This is a genomic window from Hymenobacter tenuis (assembly GCF_054780495.1).
Map to the genome: position 1 here is coordinate 18,835 of NZ_BAAGWF010000009.1, position 25,334 is coordinate 44,168.

Sequence of the window (25,334 nt, forward strand, 5' to 3'; positions counted from 1 at the left end):
TACGAAATTCATTACTATACTTGCCTACAGCGTTTAGAGAATATTATAGTTTCACTCAACCAAGAACAGATAAGTACAGTATGTAAACTTGCTGGTGCATTTAGTTTGCAACAATTGAAATACAGTTGCACTTTGTTGATATTTATAGCCATGTTGCGCGAAGAGAAACAACGATACTATCTCGTGTTAAACCATAACTAAACATATTTAATATTATATTTAAATTATATCTGCAAGAAAAAGAATAACTTCCCGTCGAAAGAAAACGCACTTAAGTAACTACCCTATGACGAAGTATCTACCTACGACGCAGGTGCTGTTACTAGCCTGTTCTTTTCTTGGATTCGTTTCATATTCTGCGTCGGCCCAAACGCCTGTGCGCAGAACCAGCATAGGCATTAATGCCAGTACGCTCCAGTACAAAGGCAACTACGGCTCGGATTACTGGAAGTTTGATAATAGCAAAATCACTCCCGGAGTTGCTATCAACTTGTACCTTACGAAAGGTCTTGATTTAACTTCCCAACTGTTTTACGGGCAATTATCAGGGAGTCGTACTACAGCAACCCACTTTACTACCACCCTGATCAATACCAACCTAGGGCTGAAGTTGAAGCTGAATAATGGCTGGGCATTAAAGGAAGGGGCACGTATTCAGCCCTACCTATTGGCCGCTTCCGGCTGGACCTATGCCAGCCGGGAAGGTCAAACGGATGGCAAGCCGGTTGATGACATCCAGAACTATGTGGATGTTATGGGCGGGGCCGGTATCGGTTTTCGGATAAGTGATGGTGTTAATTTCTTTATCCAGAGCAGCCAGCACTTGCCACTGAATGCGAACCTTGACGGCGAACCTGAAGCTAACACGCCGCGCTGGTCAGATCGGTTTTTGCAGCATACTGCCGGCCTGACGTTTAATTTAGGCCAGGCCAATGACGCAGATGAGGATGGTGTGCCGGACAACAAAGACATGTGCCCCGGGACCCCCTCTGATACCGAAGTAAATGAACGGGGCTGCCCTCCGGACGATGATCTGGACGGCGTGCCCAACTATAAGGATCAATGCCCTACCCAGGCTGGAACGGCGGAGCTTTCAGGCTGCCCCGATGCAGACAACGATGGCGTGGACGATACGGACGACAAATGCCCCGAGGTAGCAGGCAGCCCCGAACTAAACGGCTGCCCGGATACGGATAAGGATGGTATTACGGACGAGGAAGACAAATGTCCTGATACCCCTGCCGGCGCGACTGTAGATGCTACTGGTTGCTCAGAACCAGCTGCTCCTGCCCAGGTTAGCCCCACCGATACTGATGGCGACGGCGTAATCAACGACCAGGACCGTTGCCCCACCAGTGCCGGCCCTGCTTCCAATAGAGGATGTCCGGAAATACAGCCGGAAGTGCGGCAACGCTTGCAGGAGGCTACCAAACTGATTGGCTTTGAGCTTAATAAAGCTACGCTCCTGGCTTCATCCTATCCAACCCTCGATACCATTGCCAAGCTACTAGGCCAGTACCCCGACTATTCCCTGAGCATTGCGGGCCATACCGATAGTCGGGGACCAGCACTATTTAATCAGCAGCTTTCGCGGCAGCGGGCCGCGGCCGCCCGCACCTATCTGCTTGGCAAAGGCATACCTGAAAACCGGGTTGAGCTTCGCGGATACGGCCCGCGCCATCCGGTAGCCAGCAACGACACCGAGGCTGGCCGCACGCAAAACCGCCGCGTGGAGTTCGACCTATTCCTGTCGGGTGACGTGAATGCGGCCCAGAAAAAGTACGGCGCCGAGCCGCAGACTTCCGCTGCAAAGCCCCCAAAGCCAGTAAAAAAGGCCGCTGTTAAAAAGCGTACCCCGGCGAAAGCACCCGTAAAAAAGCGCCCGTCATCTGGAAAGAAAACGAAGCGTGTGGTTGCACCTTCTACCTCAACTAGGCGCAAGTAGCGTAGTGAGTTTACTAGCCCGCAAATAACCAGAAAAGCCGCAGCTACTACAGCGGCGGCTTTTCTCGTTATTCGGCCTTTAGTTGACTAGGGTCCAGTCAGCGTCAAACCGTTATAAAGCAATGGGTGCTGGCTATTTCGATGGAGTTAAACAAGCCGAAATAGCTAGCAGCCAGACTTATCTAGCGGACAAAGAAGCCCTTGGCCTCCCAAACTTTCACGTTTTGGGTCCGCACAAAGCGGGTTTCAATATGACCCCAGGCGTCCTGCTTATACATTACAGTTTTACCTTCCTCGCGGGCGTGTAATGACTGCATCTGATCAGCATGGGACAAAGCAGGAGCCGCCGATTCCACACTCTTGCGTGGACGGGGGCGTTTAGTTGATGAAGTTGACATAGGTACGGAACAGCAGGCTAGTATAAAAAGGTCCACGCTCCAAACCCTGGATGGATGAACGATCTGAAACCGCCAGAATCAAAATAGAAAAAAACACCTCAATCAAGGATAAAAATCCTCAATTTGGACAAAGTATACATTTAAACCGAGCTTATTGTTATGTTAAAGAAGTAATATCAACCACATAATTTATAAATATAGGCTTTCAGTGAGCACCAAACATTGTATTTATGCCGCATAAGCACCCGAATGGGACTTTCCGCCAGGAAATAAAAAAGTTGAAGTACTGATGGAAAAAGAACAATCATCTGCTTCCGGTGCTGTAACGCCTGAACCCATACTGGCTGCTGAGCGGGCCCGCTGGAACCGGTGTTTGCTTGACCCAACTTGGCGAAAAAACCGCTTCAACCCCAAGCCCAACAAGCTCTTGGTTGATACGCTGGAGGGCCGCATGCCCGGCAATGCACTGGACATTAATATGGGAGAAGGCCGCAATGCGCTTTACCTGGCGCAGCGTGGCTGGCAGGTCACGGGCGTCGATATTGCGGAACAGGCCCTGGCCTATGCTCAGCAACAGGCCGAAGAGTTGGGAGTATCCCTGACCCTAGTAAACCAAGATGTGCAAACCTTTAACTGGGGTTGTAATCTATGGGATGCACTTCTTCTGATGTACGCCGATGATGTAGCGCATGCGGAGCAGGCCTATGCCGCTTTAAAACCCGGTGGAATTGTGGTTTTCGAGAATTTCCATGCCGAGGTAAACCAGGTGTGGCAGGGCAAGCTCCCGCACAAGGTTGGTTTCGAGACAGATGAGCTGAAAGCATGCTACGCCCACCAGGGGTTCCGCATACTACGCTATGAGGAGCCGGTTGCTGTTGCCGACTTCACGCTGGAAACTCAGCGCTTGGTAAGAATGGTGGCGCAGAAACCGTAACCTCAGATAATAAGCCGCACCCCACCCAACTCGGAAATCTGGTACGGAAACCGGTCGCCGGGAGAGCCGATAAACATAAAGTTCTTTGGGATCTGCCACTCCTGTGATAGCTGCTCGATAAGCTCCGGACCAAAATGGCCTTCCATCGTCACAAAATCAACTTCTATTTTTTCGTACGCGCGGTCCAGCACCCGAATATCATTGAGCAGATCCTCGGGGTATTTTTCACCATCTCGCAGCAACGTAACAATCTTGAGCCGATTGGTAAACTCATTCTCGACCACGTAGGCCATGACTTTGTTGAGGTTCGACACGTTGTCGCCTTTCGTGAAGAACACAAATTCCTGTTTGGCTAGCTCCCGCAACTGGCGCTGTACCATGAGCCTACCTATGCGCGAGGCCCGCGGCAAATGACGAGCCACCTGATCGGCGGCGGAAAGCAGCAGGTTGAGTATCGCAATGCGGTTAAGCATAATTGACACGATGGCCATGGTGGGCAGGAAATACTGCAGAAACACAATCAGATATTCCGGGTGCATTTTCACGTTGCCATATAGCGCCGTCAGCACACCCAGCATGGCTAGGGCAACCGTTATGACACCGGCATACACCGGCCGGGGCAGCTTGGGCCGCTTGCCTTTCAGCAGGAAATTGCCGAGGGCGAAAAAGGCCATTACCGACAAAAACGAAATGGTGTACACGCCCGCCAACGGCCCTAGCTGCCCGTTGGTGATGAACAGGACGGAAACGCAGAGCAGAAAGAAGGTAATCAGGATGACATAGTTGCTGCCGCGCTTATTTTCCCGCAGGAAAAACTGGGGCAGAATGCGGTCCAGGGTCATGCGTTTCATCAGGCCACTGACGCCCACAAAGGAGGTAAGCACGGCCCCACTCAGTACCGCTACAGCGTTGATAGAGATGAGCGTGCCCAGCCACGGCCCGCCCGTAACAGTACCAATATGCGAGAGCAGGGTTTCGGTATGCTGGCCCACCTCACCTAGGGGCAGCACGGCAATGGCCAGAAAAGCAATGAGTGGGTTAAACACGGTAACTACCACCCACATGTTGCGGAGTGTTTTTTGAAAAACCCCGCGGGCCTGCTCCTCTACAAAGTTGGCTGAGCTTTCAAAGCCCGATATACCGAGCATGGCAGCACTGAAGCCGAAAAACAAGGCTCCCATAACACTGCCCCCTTTGATTGGAGCATGGAAATTCGCCAGCAGCGTGTCGAGGCCGTGCGTGGCTAAGTACCAGCCCGTAACTCCAACCAGCAGCGTGAGGGAAAGCAAGTGGGTAATGAAAATGAGGACAGCCACTTTTGCCGACTCCGAGATACCCAGGATGGTTAAGACCAGAAACAGCCCTAGCAGCCCAATGGTGGCCAGAATGATGGGAAGGCTATGCACGAGTGTATGCAGGTAGTGCATGGCCTCATTGGCGGAGAGCACCGCCGTGGCCATGTACGAAAGAATGGTCAGGCATGCTGCCAAGGCCGCATTCCGTTTGCTGGTCGTGTTGAGCAGCACGTTGTATGCACCGCCGTTAAGGGGCAGGGCACCCACTACCTCTCCGTATATTTTCCGAAATAAAAACAGCACGGCGCCTACCACCAGCAACGCCAGCCAGGCATATTGCCCAGCATAGGAAATTGCCAGTGCCGACACATAAAGGCAGGACGAGGATATGTCGTTGCCGCAAATGGCGCTGGCTTCCAGCTCGTTAAGTTTTTTTTCGTGGCTCATAGAGGGCTGCGCAAGTAAGCAGGAGTAGCAAATAAACGCATTCGGCTTATCAAACGGAGAAATAGCTAAAAAGGTGAAAATGCGCCACGTGCTACCCGCTCCGTGCTGCCCGAGAATGCACTAACCCCACAGCATCTGGGGTGGCAGACTTTGGCACTACCGGATACCTAGCAGCAGGAAAGCGCCGGAAAGCAGCATTCGTAAACGTAGCACTATTCTACCGGAACCTTAAGCACTGGAGCGGGGGTAGCCCAACCAGCGCTTTTGCCGTAAAAAGAACCTAGCGAGGCTAGTAGAGCAGCCCGACGCGAAGGTGCGGGTCTGATTAGCGTTTGGAGGATAGCTGCTCCTGAATGGTCTGTATTTCCCACCTATCGATGGGTTTGTGAATAAGGCCCGTTACCAGCTCATAGGTCAGGGCCTTCTGCATGTCGTCGGGGGCTAGCGATGAGGTAAGCACATAGATATGGCAACGGCCCCGCAGCGCACTACTCTGTGGCAGCAAGGCATCCAGAAACTGCCACCCGCTCATGATGGGCATATTCAGATCAAGGAAGATAACATCGGGGATACTACCGGGCTTTTCGAGTTCTGCCAGGGCGTCAGCGGCTGACTCAAATGTGCGGATGGAGCTAGCGAAGCCCTCCATCCGTAGGATGGCTTCGGTTAAGTAATTCCCCAGGTTGTCGTCGTCTATCAGGAACGTCTTCATACCTAATCAGCCAAAGGAGAGCGTAAAGCAGGTTCCCTGGTTTACCTGGCTGCTGATTTCGATGTGCCCGCCCATTGCCTCCACATGAGATTTTACCAGGAACAGGCCTATGCCTCGCCCCGTCGGAACTTTGTGAAAGCGCTTATAGAGCTGAAACACATCATTGCCCACCTGCTTCAGATCGAGTCCGGTTCCATTGTCCTGAATCTGTACCTGCACGCCTTGCGGCGTGTAGCTGGCCTTCACCTCAACTTGCAGTGGCCGCTTATCTGAGCGGTATTTGATGGCATTGGCCAGCAGGTTGAAGAAAATGCTGTTGAAATACGCCCGATACCCAACTACCTGGATGGTATTGGGAATGGCGCACTCAATGGTGCCGCCGCATTCTGCCAACGCCGGCCGGAAGGTTTCCATCACCTTACTACACACCTGATCCAGGAAAACGGGTTCCGGGCGGCCTGCCTCGGTTTTATCCCGAATCGACAGAATGGTGTTTACGTCGGAAATAATAGTGTCCAGCTGAGCTAAACTGGTTTGCAGGTGCTGCAACGACTTCTGGAATACCTCTCCGGTTTTATCCACCCGGGCCAGCAGGTCGGTAAAGCCAATTGCGTTGGCTAGCGGCGCGCGTAGGTTATGCGAAACGATGTAAGTGAATTGTTGCAGGTCGGCGTTCTGGCGGTTGAGTTCCTGCATAAGTACCCGCTGTTTTACTTCCGTTTGCCTGCGAAGGGTAATGTCCTGCATGGCGCCGATCATGCGGATGGCCGTGCCCGTCTCGTTGCGGATAATGCAGCTGCGGTCGAATACATTGGCCCAGCTGCCATCGGCCCGCCGGAAACGGTATTCCTGTTGCCAGGTATCGCCGGAGTCAGTGGCCGTGGCTTTCTGCAAGTCTTGTAAGACGTGGTCGGCATCATCCGGATGGATGTACGTGGCCCACTGTTGGAAGGTGGGCGGGTTCTGTACTACATCGTAGCCAAAAAGGGTGTTGAATCCCTCGCCCCACACTAGCTGATCGGACTGCATGTTCCAGTCATAGAGCGCATCAGTAGTGGCTTTTAAGGCGTAAGCGAACCGCTCATTGCTTACCCGCAAATCTTCCTCCACGCGCTTTTGGGCGGTCAGATCATGCACCGTACCTACTAGCTGAATGCATGTGTCCTGGGAGTCGAAGACCGGCGCTACCGAAACTTCACCGATAAGCGAGCCGGTCGGATACTCGGTGGTTTCAAGCCAGCTTACCAACTGCCTGGTTTCGGCCGCCTGCTGGTACTGGGATCGAACCAGGCTGTAGGAAGGCTCCGGAATAATCTCCTGGACCGGCCGGCCCACAACCCTAGCGTAGGGCAAGCCGGTAACCGTTTCAAATGCTTTGTTGATGTAAGTAAACCGATAGGCATTACCGGGCTCTACCTGCAGCACAAATATCACATCGGCCACGCTACTGAAGATAACCGAAAGCTGCTCCTCCCGCTCCTTCAGGCTTTCTGACGAGGAATCTTGCTGATTTCTCGGACGCGCCTCCCCACTAATGCCGGCCAGCTCTCCATGCAGCAGAAACGGTACGGTAGTCAGCTCTACCTCAAGCGGCTGGCCAGCTGAACTGGGCAGCACCAGCTCCAGTGTTAGCACCTCGCCGCGCTGGCTGTGCTGTAGCAACAGCTCGATTGCGCCTGGGTTGCTTGCGGCCACAAGTTCTGCCAGCGGGCGGCCCCGGAGCGCGGCCACCTCCTGGTTAACCAGGCGGGCGAATGGCTCACTTACCGTCGTAATGGTGCCTAGCGAATCAAGAGTGAAAACCGCCTCTCTGTGCTGTTGAACATAGGTACCCAAAGGGGTTACGCTGCGTACGTTCATCTTCTGCTGAAGCTATAATTCCAGCGCCGATTTGGGCAGCTGTATGCAATGCTGGGGAGAGTCCATAAGCCGGTTTTGCCTCCGAAAAGACTTGACCTCCTGTAAACAGGAAAGCCCCCTATTAATCCGGTAAAATTAATCTGAATAAATTCTGCTGGAAGCTTTTAGGCTGATTTTTCTAAAAGCTTCCAGCTACATACTGCTTCCTGATTACTGCTTATGGTTCAGGGGTTTATGTTAAGGCATTTCCTCGCTCATAATTTTTTGCCTGCTCTTTTAAGCTCCACAGTCTCCCGATGCCTTTTCAAAGTAATATTCTTGCAATAAATTGCTTTATTATATTCTATTTATACTACATTTAATACAAATAAATAATCATTTTTGCTGTATGCCATAGCTAGCCTAATATGGTTCAGTTGTACTGATTTCTGCTTGATTCAAATAGTGGCTTTAGGCTCATGCAGCAGCTAGCGCGCTGGTTCGGCCGGCTAGGCTACATTATGCTCTCAACCCATCCAACCTTTGCACTATGTTCTCAACCACTACTCGGCGGATCGGATGCTTTACCGTGAGCCTGCTGCTCATTTTGTTTCTGCTACGGGCGCATGTAGTCCGGATTCCGCACGCGGTTGTGTTTACTCAGTGGGAGGGATTTGTGTTTGTTTTGCTCTCCTGTTACTATGATTTCCTGCTGGCAACTGGCTTAGCGGCTGCAACCCTGATCCTGCACTGGTCGCTGGCAAAGTATCCCCGAGGGCAGCGGTTTGTAACCGGGGTTTTTATCGGCTGCACCCTACTCATCATCTGGTTTGGCTTCAGCTACATTGAGGTCAGTGAGCTGTTGGGCGGACCGTTTACGTATGCCTGGCTGTATTACTCTGACTTTCTGCAAAATAGCGACTCAAAATCGGCATTGCTGGCCAATGCATCGTGGGAATGGGCCGGCAAGCTGCTGAAATGGAGCCTGGCTTACCTGGCGGCGAGTTACGCCTTCTTCTTCCTGCTGAAGCGCTTCGATACATCCGGGCGGTTTGGACGAGTTGCAACCCTAGTGATTTCGCTGGGGCTGCTGTTCTACTTCTGGCAGGCGCCTGCGCAGGCCGAGAAACGTGAGCTAACCTACAAGCAGATGGCCAGTCCGGTGCTGGCGTTCTCGAACTCCGTGTACCAATCCGTTGCCACTACGCCCGACCTGTTCACGGTGCAGCTGCCATCGGACTTCGAGGCTTTTCCCCAGCCTTCAATGGCTACTGGGCCTAGCAAAGCGCCTTCTGACGCCCGCATTCGCAATGTGGTGCTTTTTGTGCTGGAGTCAGTGCCGGCCGAGTATGTGCCCGGCTACCAGTCGCGGTTCAACGTAATGCCCAACCTAGCACGGCAGCTGCCAAACTCTCTGCTGGTCAGTGATATGTATGCCCAGATGCCCAGCACCAATAATGCGGTAGTATCGCTCCTGGGCTCCTTGTACCCGAAGATATCCTACCAGAGCATCACGAAAGAGCACCCTGCCATTCCGGTTTCGTCTTTGAGTGGGGAGCTTAAGAAGGCTCGGCTGCGCACCGGTTTCTTCTTCTCGGCCGATACTCGTTTTCAGAATATGCGGGGCTTTCTGGCAAACCGAAAGTTTGACGTACTCAATGATTTTCAGACCATTGCGTGCACCAAACCCGTGCTTAAGGTTGATGAAAATGAGGAGGACTACCTGAGCAGTGCGGATGAGTCGTGCCTGCTGAAAGCCTGCACCACCTGGCTGCCGGCTGATGCCTCCGGTGCACCTTTTTTCGCTACAATCTGGACTTCGCAAACCCACTACCCCTACTTTCCGCAAGGAACCCAGGTTGACTACGGTGTAAAGGAACGGTACCTGAATCAGTACCTGAACGCGCTGCATTATTCAGACTCCCAGCTCGGGCTGCTGCTCGATGAGCTGAAGCGCCGGGGGTTAAGCGAATCAACGCTGGTGGTAGTGGTTGGCGACCATGGCGAGGCGTTTGGCCGGCACGTGCAGTACGGGCATGCCTCCAACATCTACGAAGAAAATGTGCGTATTCCGCTGCTGTTCATCAATCCACTGCTGTTTCATGGAGAGAAGCTGCAAGCCATTGGCGGCCAGATAGATATTTCTCCGAGCATCCTGGATATACTGCGTCTGCCAATCCCGGCCGAGTGGCAGGGAACCAGCCTGTTCAACCCCAACCGCACTGACCGGACCTATTTCTTCAGCCCTTACTCCAACTATCTGTTCGGGTATCGGGAGGGCCGGCATAAGGTTATCTTCAATGCCAGCACTAGCAAAACGATGGTGTTCGACCTGCAAAAGGACCCTCACGAGCAGCAGAACCTCGCCGACGAAATGCCCGAGTTTGTGCAGCAAAGCCACCAACGGCTGGCGCGGTGGGTTCAATACCAGAACGCGTATTTACAGCGCATTATAGAAACCCAGCCTACGGCGCCGCCTGTTGCCAGCCAGTAACAGGTTGGCAAGAATCTTTTTGAAAGCGAAAGGAAAATGAAACGGCTCCCTTTGGCTAGTTGGCGCTTACCCCGTTGGTAAGCCACTCGTAGGCTTTGGCTTCGTCGTCGAAGACGTGAGTAGAAAATTCCCGTTCCGGAGCCAGCATGTACTCCACGTACTTCCGATGCGACGGATCGTTGAGGAAGCGCTCATAGATGTAAGCCGAGTTTAGAACAGCTAGGCACAGGCGTCGAGGCTTCAGTCGCATGGCTGCCATAGGGTAAAAAACCTGGCTGGCCCAAGCACTCAGCTCAGGGTCAGTGCCTTCTCTGCGGCGTACATCCACCAGCCATTTAGCACAGTGGTACTGCTGAGCGGCAGCCAACGTCGCTAGGTAATCTTCCTGCAAAACCGCCAATGACGCATCCTGGTGCCACCGTACAATAAGTATATCCAGGTCAGGCCGGTAAGAAATGGAGCGGGTAAGAGCCAGGTTTTCAGACATGGTGGGTTTGTTCGGGGCCGGGCGAAGTGGACACTTCCGCCATCGGGCAGGGCTAGTACTTGTGCTTGATGGGCATTAAACAGTTTAGTAAGCAAATGTTTTGAGCACGAGTAGTATCAGTAACAGAACTATGCGTGGGTGCTGGCTAAAGTAAGTAGCCCACAGCCTCTGAACACAGGAAACAACCCAAGCAGAAGTGTAGCCTGCGGGATGCTCCCTTTGCTGCCGCTTTGCGGCTACTCAGAACTGGTACACCATGGCGTTGATGTTCATGCCGGCGCCTACCGAGGCCAGCAGAACGGTGTCGCCGGGTTCAATCCGATGGTCTTCCAGCTCACCTTTCAGGAGTAGGTCCAGCAGCGTAGGAATGGTTGCCACCGAACTGTTGCCTAGCCAGCCAATTGTCATCGGCATCAGCTCCATGCCCGGACACACTTCGCCGTACAGCTTAAAGAGCCGCTCCAGAATGGCCACGTCCATCTTCTCATTGGCCTGATGAATCAGCACTTTCCGGATCTGGAGCAGCGGCACATTGGCCTTCTGCAGCGCGGCCTGCAACACCAAGGGCACGTGCTGGAGGGCAAATTCGTAGAGTTTCCGGCCGTTCATTTTCATAAAGCGGTCGGGCCCCGCAGCAGCTTCCGGATGATAGGAAGGCTCCATCCGCAGCAGGTTGGCGTACTCGTAGGCGTGGGTTTGGGTATGATGGGCCAGAATGCCCTGTTTTGCATCAGTGGTGGCCTCCAGAATAATGGCTCCGCTCCCGTCGCTGAACAGCATGGAGTCCCGGTCGTGGGGGTCAATTATCCGCGAAAGGGTTTCGGTGCCGATAACCATACACCGGCGGGCATCGCCGGAGCGGATAAAGTAGTTCGCCTGAATAACAGCTTCGAGCCAGCCCGGACAGCCAAAGGCCATATCATACGCCACGCAATCGGGGTTTTTGATGCCCAGCTGGGCCTTGATGCGGGACGCCAGCGAAGGAACCATGTCTACCCGGTTGCCTCCCAGCACCACGTCACCGAAGTTATGGGCTACAATGATGTAATCGAGCGTTTCCGGATCGATACCACTTGTCGAAAGAGCTTGCGCCGCCGCCTGGTAGCCCAAGTCAGAGGCTGTTTGCTCCGGTTGGGCATATCGCCTTTCCTTGATGCCGGTTATGGCCGTGAACTTATCAATGCCAGTGGCTGCATCAATGGGAATGAATACCCTTTCCTGAGAGAAAAAGCGGGTGGTTAGGAAATCCTGATTCCGAACAATGGTATCGGGGATGCAGCTGCCGGTAGCAGCAATGATAGATCGAATCATAAAGGAGCAAGCAGTAGAAAGCAGCTACTGTAGCCGGCAAAATTGCAGCAAAATTCATTCTGATTCGTTGCCGAATGCCTTGCAAAATAGAAGTTCAGCTTGTGTGTACGCTACAACAAAAACAAAATAGTTTTGATTGGAGTGAAATGCACTAGGCTAAGTACTGCCTCAAACTGGCTTCGATTGCGTTTAGTAGGGTATTAACGGTATTTTAATCCAGTTCATTATCTCTCTCCCTTCACTCGGTTTACGAGGCGCTGAATCCATTTGCCGGTTTTGGTGCGGGGGCGCTTTTTCTCTCTTGTTGTTTTATCCGACTTGCTGCTGTATTGGTTCCGGCTTTCCGTGCGGGCAGCAGCGGTACGAGCTACCTTTCTGGCTACTGGTTTTGGCGGCCCCGTGATGCTGGTTACCGCTAAGGTAAGCCGTCGGTTCATCGACCGGCCTACGGGTCCATCGTTGGGCGCCACCATCATCTGGTCGCCGTAGCCGGTAGCCTGCAGGCGGTTGCGCTCAATGCCTAGCCCTGCCAGCGCCAGTAGGGCTGCTTCCGCTTGCTGCTTGCTGAGCTGTTGGTTCTGTTGGGGGTCGCTGGTGTTATCCGTGTGGCCCCCAATTTGGATACAAGCCAGCGGAAAGGCCTTCAGAATACCCGCTAGATTTTGCAGCTGCTCTTCCGACTCCGGCGTAAGGGTGGCCTCGCCGGGAGTAAAGTACACGCGGTCAACGGTTAGCCATTCGGGGTTACTTACACCCTCCGATAGCTCAGGCGTCAGGTGGCCATCATTCAGCAACCGGAATAATTTATACTCGGTGGAGTTAGCGCCTACCTTCTGGCTGCTCCCATCGGGCAGAATAAGGGCTAAGGGCTGACCCGTGTTGTAGATGTACGTGTCCGTAGCAGGATCATAGCCACTTGTAGTCGAAGAAGCGCCTGAGTACGGGGCATTGGCTTCAGCAGCGGGGTTTGCGGGCGGCGGAGGGGTAGTAACTTGCACAACCGGGGCCACATCAGCCTTGGCCGAGTGCTGCGCACCCGACTTATCCGGAACTAGGCGCATATAGGCACCCACGCAAAGTAGCATGATCAGGAGGGGAATAACTACGGCCCATTTGCTTATAGGCAATTGAGCAGGAACTTTTGGGCCGGCCGTACCGGGGGTAAACGTGATGCCCCCCCCTACCTTCTCCCAGGTTCCGGCCCCAGATACCGTAAAGCGCTGTAAAACATCTTTTTCCGATATATTCGATGAAGTATTCGGTTGGCTATCGGGTTCCGGCAGGGTTACCGGCGAGGGAGCGTCCGGGCTAAGAATGGTATTAGCGCTCACTACTTGTTGTTCCTGTTGCAGCCACTGCACCAGTTCGTCATTGGTTAGTTGGTCTGTTTCGGTTTGTCGGCCCAACACCCCTAGTACTATCTGCACTGCTGTTTCCAGCACCAGGTCGCGCGTGGGGCCGGGCAGTTCCGGGTGAAGCCGTTGAACGGTTTGCTCATATCTAGCACCTAGTAAATCCTGGATCAGCTTTACGCCACGGCGTGTACTTGGGGGCTGGGTGCGCAGAGCGTCAGGTGCGCCTGCTTGCCGGGCCTGGCGCGCTAGGGTAGCAACTGCTTCTGGTCCGTTAGCGCGGACGGCGCGCTCCTGCAGCACGCGCATCACTAGGTGCATAAACTGGTTGAAGGTGCGCTTCAGCAACTCCTGACTTACATTCAGATGAGTGCCCAACTCTGTTAGGTACGCATCAGTTAGCCATTCCTGCGCAACTTCTACTACCGGTTTATTCTGTCGCATAGCCTCACCGCCTGGGTCTATTCTAATTTACAGACTTTTTTCAGGAAAAAATCGTCCGGTATGGCATACGATATTCTTCCGGCGGCGGTGAGCCCAGCTACAATAAGTTATAAATAGTACAAAATGCTATTAAAGTTTATGCTTTTAAATACCTTCCCGAGCATTTGCTATCATATCCGATTTTGACTGATTTACCTATCTTTTATATCCTGCATCAATGCTTGTGTTTTGTACCATTCAAGCCGATGATCCTGTTTTTGTGCTATTTCTTAACTAGCCACTCTGTGCCGTTACTCTCCCGTATTAGCTCAAACCCCTGCTTAAGATACACTCGCTCCTCGTGCAGCTCAAAGCTTGGCTCCTTGTTGAGCTTTTTCAATACCAATGTATCAAACATAGCGCGCACTTCATCGCGCCGGAATTGCACTACTTCCTGGGGTTTCGCCTTGGCATCAGAACGCACCGGCAAGGCCTTCAGCAACTCAGCTTTCCCTTGCTGGCGCGCTACTGCCTCCTGGTATTCGGTTACCAAATGGCCTTTGGTGATGGCTGTAAACACGGATCCGGGCAGGCTTTTGACTTTGCCTAGACGATATTTTTCCTGCTGTGCACGTACAACAAACAAAATATACCCAGGCTCTACCTCCCCGCGGGCTACCATTTCAGCTACCGTTGCCTGACTGCTGGCCGCTAGCCCTACTTTTTGCAAGGCGGCATCCCAATCAGAAGTGGGGCCTAAGGGAAGCGCATCTAGTTCCCCCGCAAACGGCGGAAAATGAAACCGGATCTGCGACACAGCTTTGCCATCGCGCAGGAGCTCATACTCAAAGGGCAAATCGGTTTTGCTCAGCTCCATCTGGGCCCTGTCCAGTACGCGCAGCTTAAACAATGGAAACTGCTTGTATTGGCCTTCCAGGCTGAGCAGCGCCTTCAGCTCATCGACCTCCACGGTGCGGGTGCCAAAGGCGGCATATTCCTTTAGCAGCCAGTAGATGCGATACGAGTGCGGGCTTTTCAGCTTCAGCAGCTGCACCACCTGTGCTTTGGTAAAATTGCGCTGCAGTTGCAGCAGGTAGGGCATTACCTCATCATTAAACCGGACGTGCAATGCGCCTTCCTCCCCCCGATACTTGGCGTATGCCATCAACGGAATCTTATCAAAGTCAGGGGAGTGGCTGCGCCGCGACCCACGCCGGGTGGCACTAGGACGCTCAATGTGCAGAATCCGGCTCACCAGCTGATCACACATGCCAGCCACCTGCTGATAATCTTTGCTACTGGGGCGGCGGCCCGACAACGCCACTACTTCAGTCAGTGGAATGCGCATCTCACGAAATTCGCTGTCGTCGCGCCCAATCCGGGAAAGCATGGCCATGAACAGCCGCATTTCAACCGTAGACAGGTCAAACCGAGCATTTACCAGCGCATTGTGCTGAACAACTATCTTGCTGACTGGCTCTTCCAAGCCCGGCTGATCGAATAAGGAAGGTTGCATACACTAGCAATGCTAAATGGAATGGCTAAAGATGCAACATAGCGGCTGCTATTACAAACCCAATGCTTTGTAATAGCAGCCGGTAAAATGAGGTGTGTTTCAGGTGCTTCGTGCTTTTGTAATAGGTCGTCGTGGTTTTTGTAATAGGCCTTCGTGCTTTTGTAATAGGTTGTCGTGGTTTTTGTAATAGATAGGGCTTTGTTTGTCGTGGTTTCTGTAATAGCAGCGTCGTGGTTTTTGTAATAGCAATTCGTGCTTTTGTAATAGATCCTCGTGGTTTTTGTAATAGATGGAGCCTGTTATCGACTTGTAGTCAGGTATTTACAGACCCCCTAAACCTATAAACCTTATAAATAAGGTAACAACCAGGTTTAAACAGGGCGTTTTTTTGAAAATGAAATTTAGGGTGATGTTCGAATTGAACGGAAAAAACCAACCAACCCAACGCCAGGGAGGTCTGCTACAGGGCGCGGCCCGCGGCTGTCGTGGTTTTTGTAATAGATAAGGCTTCTTCATACGGGCTAACCTGGCCTTAATAACAGAAAACAGGATATAGTAACTTGCTAAATTGTACATGGTTAGCAAATGTTCTGGCAGCATACCAGCTCTTCCCTGGCTCGATAGTATCCGGTTCGTATCTATTACAAAAACCACGAGAGAACGGAAGCCACAACTTACCCGCAGTGCCAGAAGGCTGCCTAACGCAAAGCACGTATTACAAAAACCACGACAGCCGCCTTGGCTTTGCTAGTAGTAGCGGAAAAATATGCCGCCTTGCGAAGATAAATGGGTTTCCTACCGCCAAAACAACACTTGGTCTCGTGGTTTTTGTAATGGAACCCTGCCTGTTTCCTTTCGCTAAGCCACGCAGGAAGTACAGCTACGTCCCAGAGCGGGCAACACATTAGCTACCCAAAACCGTCGTGGTTTTTGTAATAGATGGCCGAAAAGCTAGGGCGTTGCTGGTGGCAAAGTGCTAGAGCGAAAGCCACTAGCGGTGCCTTAGTGGGTCTTCTTTACCAACAAGAAAGCAAATGCCTTGGAGCCGTTGATTTACTACCGGAAGCTGCCAGCCAGACACTAGGTTAGCTGCAGGAGCGTGCTCTCGATAATGGCTTTTACTTCCTGCCACAAACCAGCACGTTGCTCATCGGTTTCTGCTTTGCGCAGGCGGTTGGTAGTAATACGCATGCGCATCAGGGGCAACAGCATAAGCTGCTCTACCTCAGTCCATAAGCTTTCCGGAGAATCTGGGGAGGCAGATGGCGGTTTAACTTCCATTTCAGTGGCCGCCTCACGCAACTCCGTGAGTACCATAACCACCTGAGCCAGCAGATTAAGAATACCCCACTGCATAGGACCAAACTCGCGCGGGTGGTCATCAAGCACGCATAGGGTACCCAGGTATTTCCCCTCGATGGTAGTCAGATCCTGGCCCGCGTAAAATTGCAACGGTAGGTCCCGGATAATGGACATGGACAGGGCCTCGCCTGCGTCATGCGGTATCTTCTCCAGCAGTTCTTCCCTCTCATGCAGCAGGGCGCCAAAGCAGAGCTCCCGTTGCCGCTCCTCCCGCGTAAGCCCCACCATACTTCCTGCCTCGCTAACCCAGGTAAAATCCGGATCAGCCAGGGATAAGAAGGCCATGGGCATATCAAACAAGCGGGCCGTAATGAGCACCAGCTGCTCAAAGATTTTCTCCCGGCCACTACTGATAACCCGGTAGCCCCGGTACCCCTCAAGCCGCTCAGGCGCATTATCCGATACCGTACCAGTAGGCATGAGCGAAGGCTATGAGGGTGAATTCAGAAGGGAATATTAAATATAATTATTAGTAAATAAATACTAGCCCTTAATTGAATGCTAACTCAACAACGTTCTAGTTACGAATTATTTAACCAGGAATTTGCTAGCCCGCAATCCAGCCTGAAGTGGATGTAAGTTCCCCGAAAAAGTGCCGGCTAGGCTACTAGCTTTTCTTCTCTGCCTCCGCCGTTGGAGCCATTACTTTCACTTTATCGGTCTTGCCCAGCCCGGAGGTTACTTCCACGTTTATGCCGTCGGATAGGCCCGTTTTTACCAGGCGTTTCTCGAACTGCTGCGGAGCCGTTTCCACTTCCACGAACACGCTGTCTTTGTTTACGCGGCCGAACTGCAAGAGGCTTTCCCGGATGGCCAGCACTTTTTCCCGGCGGCCCAGCACAATGTCGCCGTTGGCGGAGTAGTTGGCCCGCAGGAACTGACCAGGCTTTAGGTTGAGGCGGGCGCGGACCTGAAACTTGATGGCGCCTTCCTCGGCTAGCCCCTTTGGGGCAATGTACTCCAGCGTCGCCGGGAAAATTTGGTTTTCCAGCGCCCCAATGGTCAGGTTCAGGTCCATGCCCTCGCGCACTTTGCCTACCTCGCTTTCGTCAATTTTTCCCTCGAACACCAGGCTTTTCATGTCGGCTACGGCAGCAATGGTGGTGCCTTCATTGAAGTTATTGCGCTCCACCACCGAGGAACCCACCTTCACCGGCAGATCCAATACCAACCCCGTGATGGTGGAGCGCACCAGGTTAAGCGAGCCGCCCGTGTTGCGGGAGGCTCCTTTCTGGGCAATCTGCAGATTGCTTTCGGCGGCGCTCAGGGCCTGGCGCTTGGCTTTGTAGTCGGCCAGATAGTTGAGGTACTCCTGCTCAGCAATCACCTTCTGCTCATACAAGGACTTTTGCCGATCTAAGGCAATTTTGCTGGTTTCCAGGGCAATGCGGGCGGCCTGAATTCCGGTTTGGGCACTGTTTACGTTGCCAGCATTAGCTACCGTACGGATACGGGCAATCAGCTGTCCTTCCTTCACGGGCTGCCCGGCCTCGATGTACAGCTCTTCCACTATACCTGACACCTGGGGCTTGATGAGCACTTCCCGCCGCGGCACAATGCTGCCCGTCGCAACCGTTTTCTTGACGATGTCCGTCACGAAGGGCGCTTCAGTGGTGTACGTGACGGGGTCCGTGTGCGCTTGTTTCCAGAAGTAATAGCCCAGCCACCCAAACCCGGCCAGCAGCAGAAGCACCAGCACCGAAAGAAAAACGCGTTTCATAGAAAATCAGATAGGAAGTTGAGGTAATCAGCTGTTCCTGAGGAGAAAGTTATTCGTCTTTGAGGGCCACAACGGGCTGCACCTGAGCGGCTTTCAGCGCCGGCACCAGTCCGGCCACAGCCCCGGCCACAACGAGCAGCACCACGGCCGTAATGGCCACCCCCACATCTACCTGAGGGTTGGCGAAAAAGCCCACGTTCTGGCCCGCAATCAGTTGGTTGATGCCGGCCATCAGGGCCGTGCCAAACAACAGGCCCAGCAGCCCGGCGGCGGCGGTAATCACGATGCTTTCCTGCACAATCAGGCTCACGATGCTCCAAGGGGTAGCGCCCAGGGCCTTCCGAATCCCGATTTCCTTGGTGCGCTCCTTTACCACAATCAGCATGATGTTGCTAACGCCGATAATGCCGGCCAGAATGGTACCGATGCTGACAAGCCAACTGAACGCTGAAATACCGGTGAACAGCCCCTGCACCCGGGCGTACTCTTCTTCCACGTTCGCCGAGCCAAAGGCTCGTTCATCGGAAGGCGCCACCTTATGCTGCCGGGCCAGCACCTGTTTGGCTTTGGTTTCCACCACTTTGGCAGGTACGCCAGGCCTAGGGATAAAGGCAAAGTAACCCACTTGGTTGGGCTGGTTGAAAGTTACTTGCAGGGAGGTGAGCGGAATGATAATCGTTTGGCTGTCCTGCTCCGCATTCTCGGGTTGGCCCTGGGCCTGAAATACACCAACAACTTGGAAAAACACCCCCTTGATGCGGATTTCCTGTCCTATAGGCGACTGGTCGCCGAACAGCACCTCGGCCACCCGGTTGCCAATCACGGCTACTTTGCGGCGCTCCTTGATATCGGGCTCGTTGATGAAACGGCCGCCGGTCAGGTAAAGGGGTTTGATGGCCGGATAGCCCGGATACTCGCCATTGACGGAGAAAGAGGAGCTTTTGGTGCCGTACTGCACGGTAAAAGTGCCGTTCAGGGAGCTGCGGGGCAGAATCACGCCGGCCTCCGGGACTTCCTGCTCCAAGGCCCGCACATCGTCATTGGTCAGCTGAATAAAGCGGCCCACTTTCAGGCCGGCATAAGGCACGCTGGTGCGCTGGGTCCAGAGAAACACGGCGTTCTTGGCCACGTCAAACTCCCCCTCCACGCCGTTGCGAAAGCCCTTGCCTGCTCCTAGCAGCACCACCAGCATAAATATGCCCCAGAACACGCCAAACGCCGTCAGGCCCGTGCGCAGCTTGTGCCGGCGCACGGTAGCCCAGATTTCACTCCACTTGTCGAGGTCGAACATGGCTGGGAAAGTTAGTCGGCCCGAAGTGCCTCGATGGGTTTGACGTTGGCGGCCTTCATGGCCGGAATCAGGCCCGCTATAGCACCGGAAACAACCAGCAACGCCGTGGCGGCCAGTGCTACTCCCACATCTACCTCGGGGTGGTCGAAGTAAGAAGAGGTGCCCCCGGCCTGCTCCAGGGCGTAGCGCACGGCATCCAGCAGCGCTACCCCGGCCAGCAGCCCCAAGTAGCCCGCCAGGCTGGTAATCACCACCGACTCCTGCACAATCATGCTGATAATGCTCCAGGGCGTAGCCCCCAGGGCTTTGCGCACACCAATTTCGCGGGTGCGCTCTTGCACAATAATGAGCATGATATTGCTGACCCCTACTACCCCCGCTACCAGGGTCAAGACCCCAATTACGCTTACAAACAACTTGATGCCCCGGAACAGCCCCTCAAAGCGGGCCACTTCTTCCTCGTTGTTATCCAGGTCCAGGGCCTGTTTGTCGGCGGGGTCAAACTGGTGGCGGCGGGCCAGTAGCTGCCGGACCTGCTCTTCCAGCACTTTTACCGGGGTGCCCTTGCGGCTGCTGATGCCGATGCGCTGCACCTGGTTGTACTGGTTGAACGTGGTTTGGAAGGTAGTAAAGGGCACGAAGGCGCGCTCCTCGTTGCGGCCGTTGTTGCCCGTATTGGTGAAGGTGCCGACCACCTTGAAAAACACACCTTTCACTTGCACAAACTTCCCGATGCCGCTGCTGTCGCCGAACAGAACCTTGTGCACTTTCTCGCCCAGGATCATCACCTTGCGCTGCTCCAGGCCATCTAGTGGGTTCAGGAGGCGGCCCCGGGCCAGCTTTTCGCCGCTGAGCTGAAAGAACTCGGCATTGGCCCCGAACACCTGATAGGAGCCGTTCTTGGTGCCGTTCATGATGGTGTACTCGCCAAACAGACGGTTGCGGGAAGCCATCAGCTCCACCCCGTCTACCTGCTGCCGAATAGCTTCCAGGTCTTCGTTGGTGAATTTCAGCTCCCGGCCCGGCTTCATACCCTGCCAGGGCAACGACGTTTTGCCGGCACTCACGAACAGGCTGTTCATGGCCCCGCCCCCAAACTCCTTCCAGATGCCGTTTTCCATGCCCTTGCCGGCCCCCAGCAGGAGCACGAGCATGAAGATGCCCCAGAACACGCCAAAGGCCGTCAGGAAGGTGCGCAGCTTGTTGCGCCGCATCGTCCCAAGGATTTCCTGCCATTTGTCGAGGTCGAACATTTCGTACGGAATTAAGCCCTAGTGTTTACTAGCCCTGGTAATGAACCAAACCGCCTGAGGCTGATAGCTAGCCTTACTTGCCGCCGCAGCTTTTGCGGATTTTCTCCAGGCGGCGCACCACGTCTTTCACGGTGGCTTCATTGGTGGTGTAAAGGGGCAGCTCGAAGTTGGAGTGGGTGCCTTTTCGGTCGCGGTTGATGCTGATCTGGAAGTGCTTCTGCTGCTGGTCGTCGGTGGTCATCTGGTAGGTGAGCGGACTTACATCGGCCCACTCAAAGCCCATTTTCATTTCAAACACGCCGTTATCCATCTTCATGGCCCAGCCAGAGTTGCCGCTGCCAAAGCTGACCGCCACCGGGTTGCTCATCTGCACGTCGGCGTCCCGGTCCCTAATCAGCTGCTCGGCGTGGCAGCCCTTTAGGGTCAAGTGCACGTCCTGCTTGGGCTTTTTGGGGTTGCGCATCAACTGGTCAAGCTGCTTGGTAAGAGCCTGCACTTCGGCAGTGGTGGCCTGGGCCTGGGCGCTGTGCCCGAGGCCTGTGGCCGCCAGTAGAAGGGTGAGGAGGAAAAAGGATTTCATGGCAGGTTCAGGCTAAGTACAGGGCTAGTATTGGGCAGCGTTATTCCGACACAATCATGCCGTCGCGCACCCGAATCATGCGCTGGGTTTGGGCGGCAATGTCGTTTTCGTGGGTCACGATGACCACAGTCATACCCTCGCGGTGCACCTGCTTGAAAATATCCATCACCTCCTGGGTGGTGTGGGTATCCAGGGCGCCCGTGGGCTCATCGGCCAGAATCAGCTTGGGCTGGCTGATCAGAGCCCGGGCAATGGCCACGCGCTGTTTCTGCCCGCCCGAAAGCTCGCTGGGTAAGTGCTCGGCGCGGTCGGCCAGCCCTACCCTATCCAGGTATTCCAGGGCCAAACGGTTGCGCTCCCGCCGGCTTACTTTCTGGTAGTACAGCGGCAGCGCTACGTTTTCCAGGGCGCTTTTAAAGCTTAGCAGGTTAAACGACTGGAATACAAACCCCAGAAATTGATTGCGGTATTGCGCCGCTTTGGTCTGCGAGAGGTTCCGGTCGATACGGGTGCCAGCCAGGGTGTAGTCGCCCTGGTCGTAGTCATCGAGAATGCCCAGGATGTTGAGCAGGGTGCTTTTGCCGGAACCCGAGGACCCCATAATGCTCACCAGCTCTCCTTCCCGAATGTGCAAGTCGATGCCCTTGAGCACCTCCAGCCGGTTGTGGCCCACGGCGTAGCTTTTCCGGACGTTGTGCAGTTTAATCATGCGTGGCAACGAGGAGTGTAAGTGCAAGAGAAACAAGCAGAGCCAACCGCGGAAGCCCCGAGCAAACTACTAGGCCTGCTAAGCCGGCAAAGCCCCGCAGAGCTCGTCTTTCTCATAGATGCCAACCACGGCAGGTCAGTTGCCTCGCTGCGGAGATAAAGCACTGTTATATATTTAGATTAGCCTTAGCACCGCAAGTACAACCTTAGATACTACTCCGGTTGCGGCAAGCAAAGTCCCTAGTCAAGCAGCAGGGTAGCTGGCCGCGCGTTACCTGACCAGAACACAGCCCCAAGCTAATGCAATAGTCAAATATATAGAAAAACATATGGTGAAAAGGGGGCTAGGTATGCTGCGAGGCCGAGCCGTTCGGGTGTCATTTCTTCTTTCCATATTTGAGCAGCTGTCCATGGAGTTACTAGGCCAGCACTTGCCCGCAACCGATTCCTTCCCCCTCCCATGCTACTTCTGCTCACGTTGTGGAGCCATCTTACTTTCCGGATGCGCCTGGCGGCATTCCTGGGATTGGGCTGCCTGCTGGCGGGCACGCTGGGGCTGGCAAGCTGCACTTCCTCGGCACCGGCCCGTACCTATACCATTGGCTTTTCGCAGTGCACCAACGGCGATGCCTGGCGCCAGGCCATGCTCACGGGCATGAAAAAGGAGCTTAGCTTCCACCCCGAAGTTAGCTTCCGCATGAAGGATGCCCGCTACAACAGTGCCCTGCAGGAGCAGCAGATTAAGGAGTTCTTGCGGGAGGGTATCGATTTGCTGATTGTATCCGCCAACGAAGCGGAGCCCATAACGCCGATTGTGGAAGAGGTGTACAACCGCGGCATTCCCGTTGTGATTCTGGACCGGCGTACTACCTCCAAGCTGTACACGGCCTACGTGGGCGGCAACAACGTGGAGGTAGGCCAGACGGCCGCCGACTACGTGGCCAACCTGCTGGGGCGGCGGGGCAACGTGTTGGAAGTGCTGGGGGCGCCCGGCTCCTCCCCCGCCCGCGACCGGCACCAGGGGTTTGCCCAAGCCCTGGCCCAGTACCCGGAGCTGCAGCTCGTGGCCCAGGTAAACAGCAACTGGGAGCGCCCCTCGGTGCTGCAGAAGCTGCCGGCAGTTCTGCGGGCTCAGCCCGATGTTGACTTGATTTTCGCCCACAACGACCGTCTGGCCCTAGGGGCGTATCAGGTGTGCAAGCAACTGGGCCGGAAAACCAGGATTGTGGGCGTAGATGGGCTGCCGGGAGCTCACGGTGGCATTCAGCTGGTGCAGGATGGTATCATTGATGCCTCCCTGCTTTACTCGCCGGGCGGTGAGGAAGCCATCAGGACGGCCATGAAGATCCTGCGCAAAGAGCCCTTCGATAAAGAAAACATCCTGTCCACGATGGTCATCGACTCGACCAATGTGCTGACCATGAAGCTGCAAACCGAAAAGCTGGCCAGCCAGCAGCAGGACATCCAGCGCCAGCAGCAGCTGCAGCGGCAACTGCTGGCCACCTATACCAGCCAGCAAACCGTGCTCTATACCCTGGCCGCGGCTTTGCTGGTGGCGGCCGTGCTGGGGTTGCTGGCCTGGCGGGCTTTTCAGGCCAACCGCCGTATCAACCGGCAGCTGGAGGAGCAGAACCAGGAAATCCTGTCGCAGCGCAACCAGATTCAGGATTTTGCTGAGCGCGCCCGCGTCGAGACCGAGGCCAAGCTGCGCTTCTTCACCAACTTTTCCCACGAGTTGCGCACCCCGCTGACTCTGATTCTGGGTCCCGTGGAGGAAATGCTCACCGGTGGCCCCGAGTTGCCCCCGGCCCAACGCCACGACCTGGGGCTGATCCGGCGCAACGCCCAGCGGCTGCTCCAGCTCGTGAACCAGCTCATGGACTTTCGCAAGATTGATGTGGGCAAGATGCCGGTGCGCGCTACGGAGGGCAATTTGGTGGCGTTTGTGCGCGAAATCATGGATGTGTTTGAGCGGCCCGCCCGCCAGCGCGGCATCACCCTGCGGTTTCTGCCCGCCGAGCCCGTCATTCCGCTGTGGTTTGATGTAAACATCCTGGACAAGGTGTTTTTCAACCTGCTCAGCAACGCCCTCAAATTCACGCCCGACCGTGGCCAGATTACCGTTTCGATTCAGCCAGTGCCCACTGAGGGTACCGTGCGCGTGAGCGTGGAAGACACCGGCCGCGGCATATCTGACCAAGACAAAGCCCACATATTTGAGTGGTTTTACCAGGGCAACCAAACGGTGGCTCGCGGCTCGGGCATGGGACTAGCCCTCGCGCTGGGCCTAACCCGCCTGCACCAAGGGCAGCTGTCGTTTACCAGCCAGGCCGGGCAAGGCAGCACGTTTACCGTAACGCTACCCCTTGATTTGCCACAAACCCTGCGCTCAAACGAGGCACCTGCACTGGCCTCGCCATCCTTTGCCCTGGAGGAAGGAATTACTTCCCCTACCCCGGCCGATAACCCTGGGTTCGCCACCGGCGCGGGCAGTGAGGCGCTGGTGTTGGTGATTGAGGATAACCCCGAGGTGAATGCCTTTGTGGTGCAGAAGCTGCAGCCCCACTTCCAGGTTAGCGCCGCCACCGACGGCGCCACCGGCCTGCGGCTGGCCGCCGATACCATTCCTGACTTGATTATCTGCGACGTGATGCTGCCCGAGCTGAGTGGCCTGGAGGTGGTGGCCCAGCTCAAGGGTGACTGGCGAACTTCGCATATACCCGTGGTGCTGCTCACGGCCCGCAATGCCCCGGAGCAGCAGGTAGAAGGCGTGCAGGCCGGCGCCGACCTGTACCTGACCAAGCCCTTCAACCCCACGTTTCTGCTGGAAAGCGTACGTACGTTGCTCGCCAACCGCGAAAAGCAGCGCGAGCATTTCCGCCGCGAGCTTTCGGTGGACACCGCTACCGTGGCGCCGCAGCGCGTAGACCAGAAGTTTCTGGCTGACCTTACGGCCATTGTGGAAGCCAACCTCTCCCGCTCCGATTTAAGCGTGGAGGATGTAGCCCGCAGCCTGGGCATTTCGCGGGTGCAGCTCTACCGCAAAGTGAAAGCTGTGCTCGGCACAGGGGTCACCGATTTCATCCAGGGTATCCGGCTGACCAAGGCCCGCCAGCTCCTGCTCGACGACGAGCTAAGCATTGCCGAAGTAGCCTACCAGCTGGGCTTCTCTTCGCCCTCCTATTTCTCAACCAGCTTCAAAAGCCGCTACCAGGTGTCGCCCTCTGAGTTCCGGGCGATGCACACCACTGCTGGCTAACGCGTCCTT

The 25,334-nt window shown here is 54.8% G+C and carries 17 protein-coding genes; 4 read left to right on the top strand and 13 right to left on the bottom strand.

Going from position 1 to position 25,334, the window contains the following annotated elements; translation table 11 throughout:
- Positions 1-286: 286 nt before the first annotated feature.
- Both ACYVGU_RS20895 and ACYVGU_RS20900 read left to right on the top strand, forming a co-directional pair.
- Positions 287-1,945, top strand: a complete 1,659-nt coding sequence (locus tag ACYVGU_RS20895) for an OmpA family protein (protein ID WP_460623663.1) — start codon at positions 287-289, stop codon at positions 1,943-1,945.
- Positions 1,946-2,631: 686 nt separating this feature from the next.
- On the top strand, positions 2,632-3,276 hold the full coding sequence (locus tag ACYVGU_RS20900) for a class I SAM-dependent methyltransferase (RefSeq protein ID WP_460623664.1): 645 nt from the start codon (positions 2,632-2,634) through the stop codon (positions 3,274-3,276).
- Between the two features lie 2 nt (positions 3,277-3,278).
- Here ACYVGU_RS20900 and ACYVGU_RS20905 read toward each other — a convergent pair whose 3' ends face one another.
- The 3 genes from ACYVGU_RS20905 to ACYVGU_RS20915 form a co-directional block, all read right to left on the bottom strand.
- Complete coding sequence (locus tag ACYVGU_RS20905) at positions 3,279-5,018, bottom strand: APC family permease (RefSeq protein ID WP_460623665.1); 1,740 nt, start codon at positions 5,016-5,018, stop codon at positions 3,279-3,281.
- A 325-nt stretch (positions 5,019-5,343) separates the two neighbouring features.
- Positions 5,344-5,730, bottom strand: a complete 387-nt coding sequence (locus ACYVGU_RS20910) for a response regulator (RefSeq protein ID WP_460623666.1) — start codon at positions 5,728-5,730, stop codon at positions 5,344-5,346.
- 6 nt (positions 5,731-5,736) lie between these two features.
- Positions 5,737-7,590: a sensor histidine kinase gene (locus ACYVGU_RS20915; RefSeq protein ID WP_460623667.1), complete on the bottom strand. Its 1,854-nt coding sequence runs from the start codon at positions 7,588-7,590 to the stop codon at positions 5,737-5,739.
- Between the two features lie 529 nt (positions 7,591-8,119).
- Between ACYVGU_RS20915 and ACYVGU_RS20920 the strand changes: the two genes are divergently transcribed.
- Positions 8,120-10,063, top strand: a complete 1,944-nt coding sequence (locus ACYVGU_RS20920; protein WP_460623668.1) for an LTA synthase family protein — start codon at positions 8,120-8,122, stop codon at positions 10,061-10,063.
- Positions 10,064-10,118: 55 nt separating this feature from the next.
- On the opposite strand, the gene ACYVGU_RS20925 is transcribed toward ACYVGU_RS20920, so the two are convergent.
- The 10 genes from ACYVGU_RS20925 to ACYVGU_RS20970 form a co-directional block, all read right to left on the bottom strand.
- Positions 10,119-10,550, bottom strand: a complete 432-nt coding sequence (locus ACYVGU_RS20925) for a hypothetical protein (protein ID WP_460623669.1) — start codon at positions 10,548-10,550, stop codon at positions 10,119-10,121.
- Positions 10,551-10,790: 240 nt separating this feature from the next.
- Positions 10,791-11,861, bottom strand: a complete 1,071-nt coding sequence (locus ACYVGU_RS20930; RefSeq protein ID WP_460623670.1) for a 3-oxoacyl-ACP synthase III family protein — start codon at positions 11,859-11,861, stop codon at positions 10,791-10,793.
- A gap of 224 nt (positions 11,862-12,085) precedes the next feature.
- A complete protein-coding gene (locus ACYVGU_RS20935; RefSeq protein WP_460623671.1) occupies positions 12,086-13,657 on the bottom strand; it encodes an OmpA family protein in 1,572 nt (523 codons plus the stop codon).
- A 262-nt stretch (positions 13,658-13,919) separates the two neighbouring features.
- Complete coding sequence (locus ACYVGU_RS20940) at positions 13,920-15,152, bottom strand: replication initiation protein (protein ID WP_460623672.1); 1,233 nt, start codon at positions 15,150-15,152, stop codon at positions 13,920-13,922.
- Positions 15,153-16,232: 1,080 nt separating this feature from the next.
- Positions 16,233-16,934 carry a hypothetical protein gene (locus ACYVGU_RS20945; protein ID WP_460623673.1) on the bottom strand — a complete coding sequence of 234 codons (702 nt, stop codon included), beginning with the start codon at positions 16,932-16,934 and terminating at the stop codon, positions 16,233-16,235.
- A 187-nt stretch (positions 16,935-17,121) separates the two neighbouring features.
- Entirely contained in the window at positions 17,122-18,234 is a 1,113-nt protein-coding gene (locus ACYVGU_RS20950; RefSeq protein ID WP_460623674.1) for an efflux RND transporter periplasmic adaptor subunit, read from the bottom strand.
- A gap of 49 nt (positions 18,235-18,283) precedes the next feature.
- Positions 18,284-19,525 carry an ABC transporter permease gene (locus tag ACYVGU_RS20955; protein ID WP_460623675.1) on the bottom strand — a complete coding sequence of 414 codons (1,242 nt, stop codon included), beginning with the start codon at positions 19,523-19,525 and terminating at the stop codon, positions 18,284-18,286.
- A gap of 11 nt (positions 19,526-19,536) precedes the next feature.
- Positions 19,537-20,778, bottom strand: coding sequence for an ABC transporter permease (locus tag ACYVGU_RS20960; protein WP_460623676.1), 1,242 nt, complete (start codon positions 20,776-20,778; stop codon positions 19,537-19,539).
- 73 nt (positions 20,779-20,851) lie between these two features.
- On the bottom strand, positions 20,852-21,358 hold the full coding sequence (locus ACYVGU_RS20965) for a hypothetical protein (protein WP_460623677.1): 507 nt from the start codon (positions 21,356-21,358) through the stop codon (positions 20,852-20,854).
- A 40-nt stretch (positions 21,359-21,398) separates the two neighbouring features.
- A complete protein-coding gene (locus ACYVGU_RS20970) occupies positions 21,399-22,067 on the bottom strand; it encodes an ABC transporter ATP-binding protein (RefSeq protein ID WP_460615600.1) in 669 nt (222 codons plus the stop codon).
- A 459-nt stretch (positions 22,068-22,526) separates the two neighbouring features.
- Here ACYVGU_RS20970 and ACYVGU_RS20975 point away from each other — a divergent pair, with 459 nt between their 5' ends.
- A complete protein-coding gene (locus ACYVGU_RS20975; RefSeq protein ID WP_460623678.1) occupies positions 22,527-25,325 on the top strand; it encodes a substrate-binding domain-containing protein in 2,799 nt (932 codons plus the stop codon).
- Positions 25,326-25,334 lie beyond the last annotated feature (9 nt).

Coding starts and splice junctions, on each gene's coding strand:
- ACYVGU_RS20895 (WP_460623663.1), top strand. CDS start 287: ATGACGAAGTATCTACCTACGACGCAGGTGCTGTTACTAGCCTGTTCT.
- ACYVGU_RS20900 (WP_460623664.1), top strand. CDS start 2,632: ATGGAAAAAGAACAATCATCTGCTTCCGGTGCTGTAACGCCTGAACCC.
- ACYVGU_RS20905 (WP_460623665.1), bottom strand. CDS start 5,018: ATGAGCCACGAAAAAAAACTTAACGAGCTGGAAGCCAGCGCCATTTGC.
- ACYVGU_RS20910 (WP_460623666.1), bottom strand. CDS start 5,730: ATGAAGACGTTCCTGATAGACGACGACAACCTGGGGAATTACTTAACC.
- ACYVGU_RS20915 (WP_460623667.1), bottom strand. CDS start 7,590: ATGAACGTACGCAGCGTAACCCCTTTGGGTACCTATGTTCAACAGCAC.
- ACYVGU_RS20920 (WP_460623668.1), top strand. CDS start 8,120: ATGTTCTCAACCACTACTCGGCGGATCGGATGCTTTACCGTGAGCCTG.
- ACYVGU_RS20925 (WP_460623669.1), bottom strand. CDS start 10,550: ATGTCTGAAAACCTGGCTCTTACCCGCTCCATTTCTTACCGGCCTGAC.
- ACYVGU_RS20930 (WP_460623670.1), bottom strand. CDS start 11,861: ATGATTCGATCTATCATTGCTGCTACCGGCAGCTGCATCCCCGATACC.
- ACYVGU_RS20935 (WP_460623671.1), bottom strand. CDS start 13,657: ATGCGACAGAATAAACCGGTAGTAGAAGTTGCGCAGGAATGGCTAACT.
- ACYVGU_RS20940 (WP_460623672.1), bottom strand. CDS start 15,152: ATGCAACCTTCCTTATTCGATCAGCCGGGCTTGGAAGAGCCAGTCAGC.
- ACYVGU_RS20945 (WP_460623673.1), bottom strand. CDS start 16,934: ATGCCTACTGGTACGGTATCGGATAATGCGCCTGAGCGGCTTGAGGGG.
- ACYVGU_RS20950 (WP_460623674.1), bottom strand. CDS start 18,234: ATGAAACGCGTTTTTCTTTCGGTGCTGGTGCTTCTGCTGCTGGCCGGG.
- ACYVGU_RS20955 (WP_460623675.1), bottom strand. CDS start 19,525: ATGTTCGACCTCGACAAGTGGAGTGAAATCTGGGCTACCGTGCGCCGG.
- ACYVGU_RS20960 (WP_460623676.1), bottom strand. CDS start 20,778: ATGTTCGACCTCGACAAATGGCAGGAAATCCTTGGGACGATGCGGCGC.
- ACYVGU_RS20965 (WP_460623677.1), bottom strand. CDS start 21,358: ATGAAATCCTTTTTCCTCCTCACCCTTCTACTGGCGGCCACAGGCCTC.
- ACYVGU_RS20970 (WP_460615600.1), bottom strand. CDS start 22,067: ATGATTAAACTGCACAACGTCCGGAAAAGCTACGCCGTGGGCCACAAC.
- ACYVGU_RS20975 (WP_460623678.1), top strand. CDS start 22,527: ATGCTACTTCTGCTCACGTTGTGGAGCCATCTTACTTTCCGGATGCGC.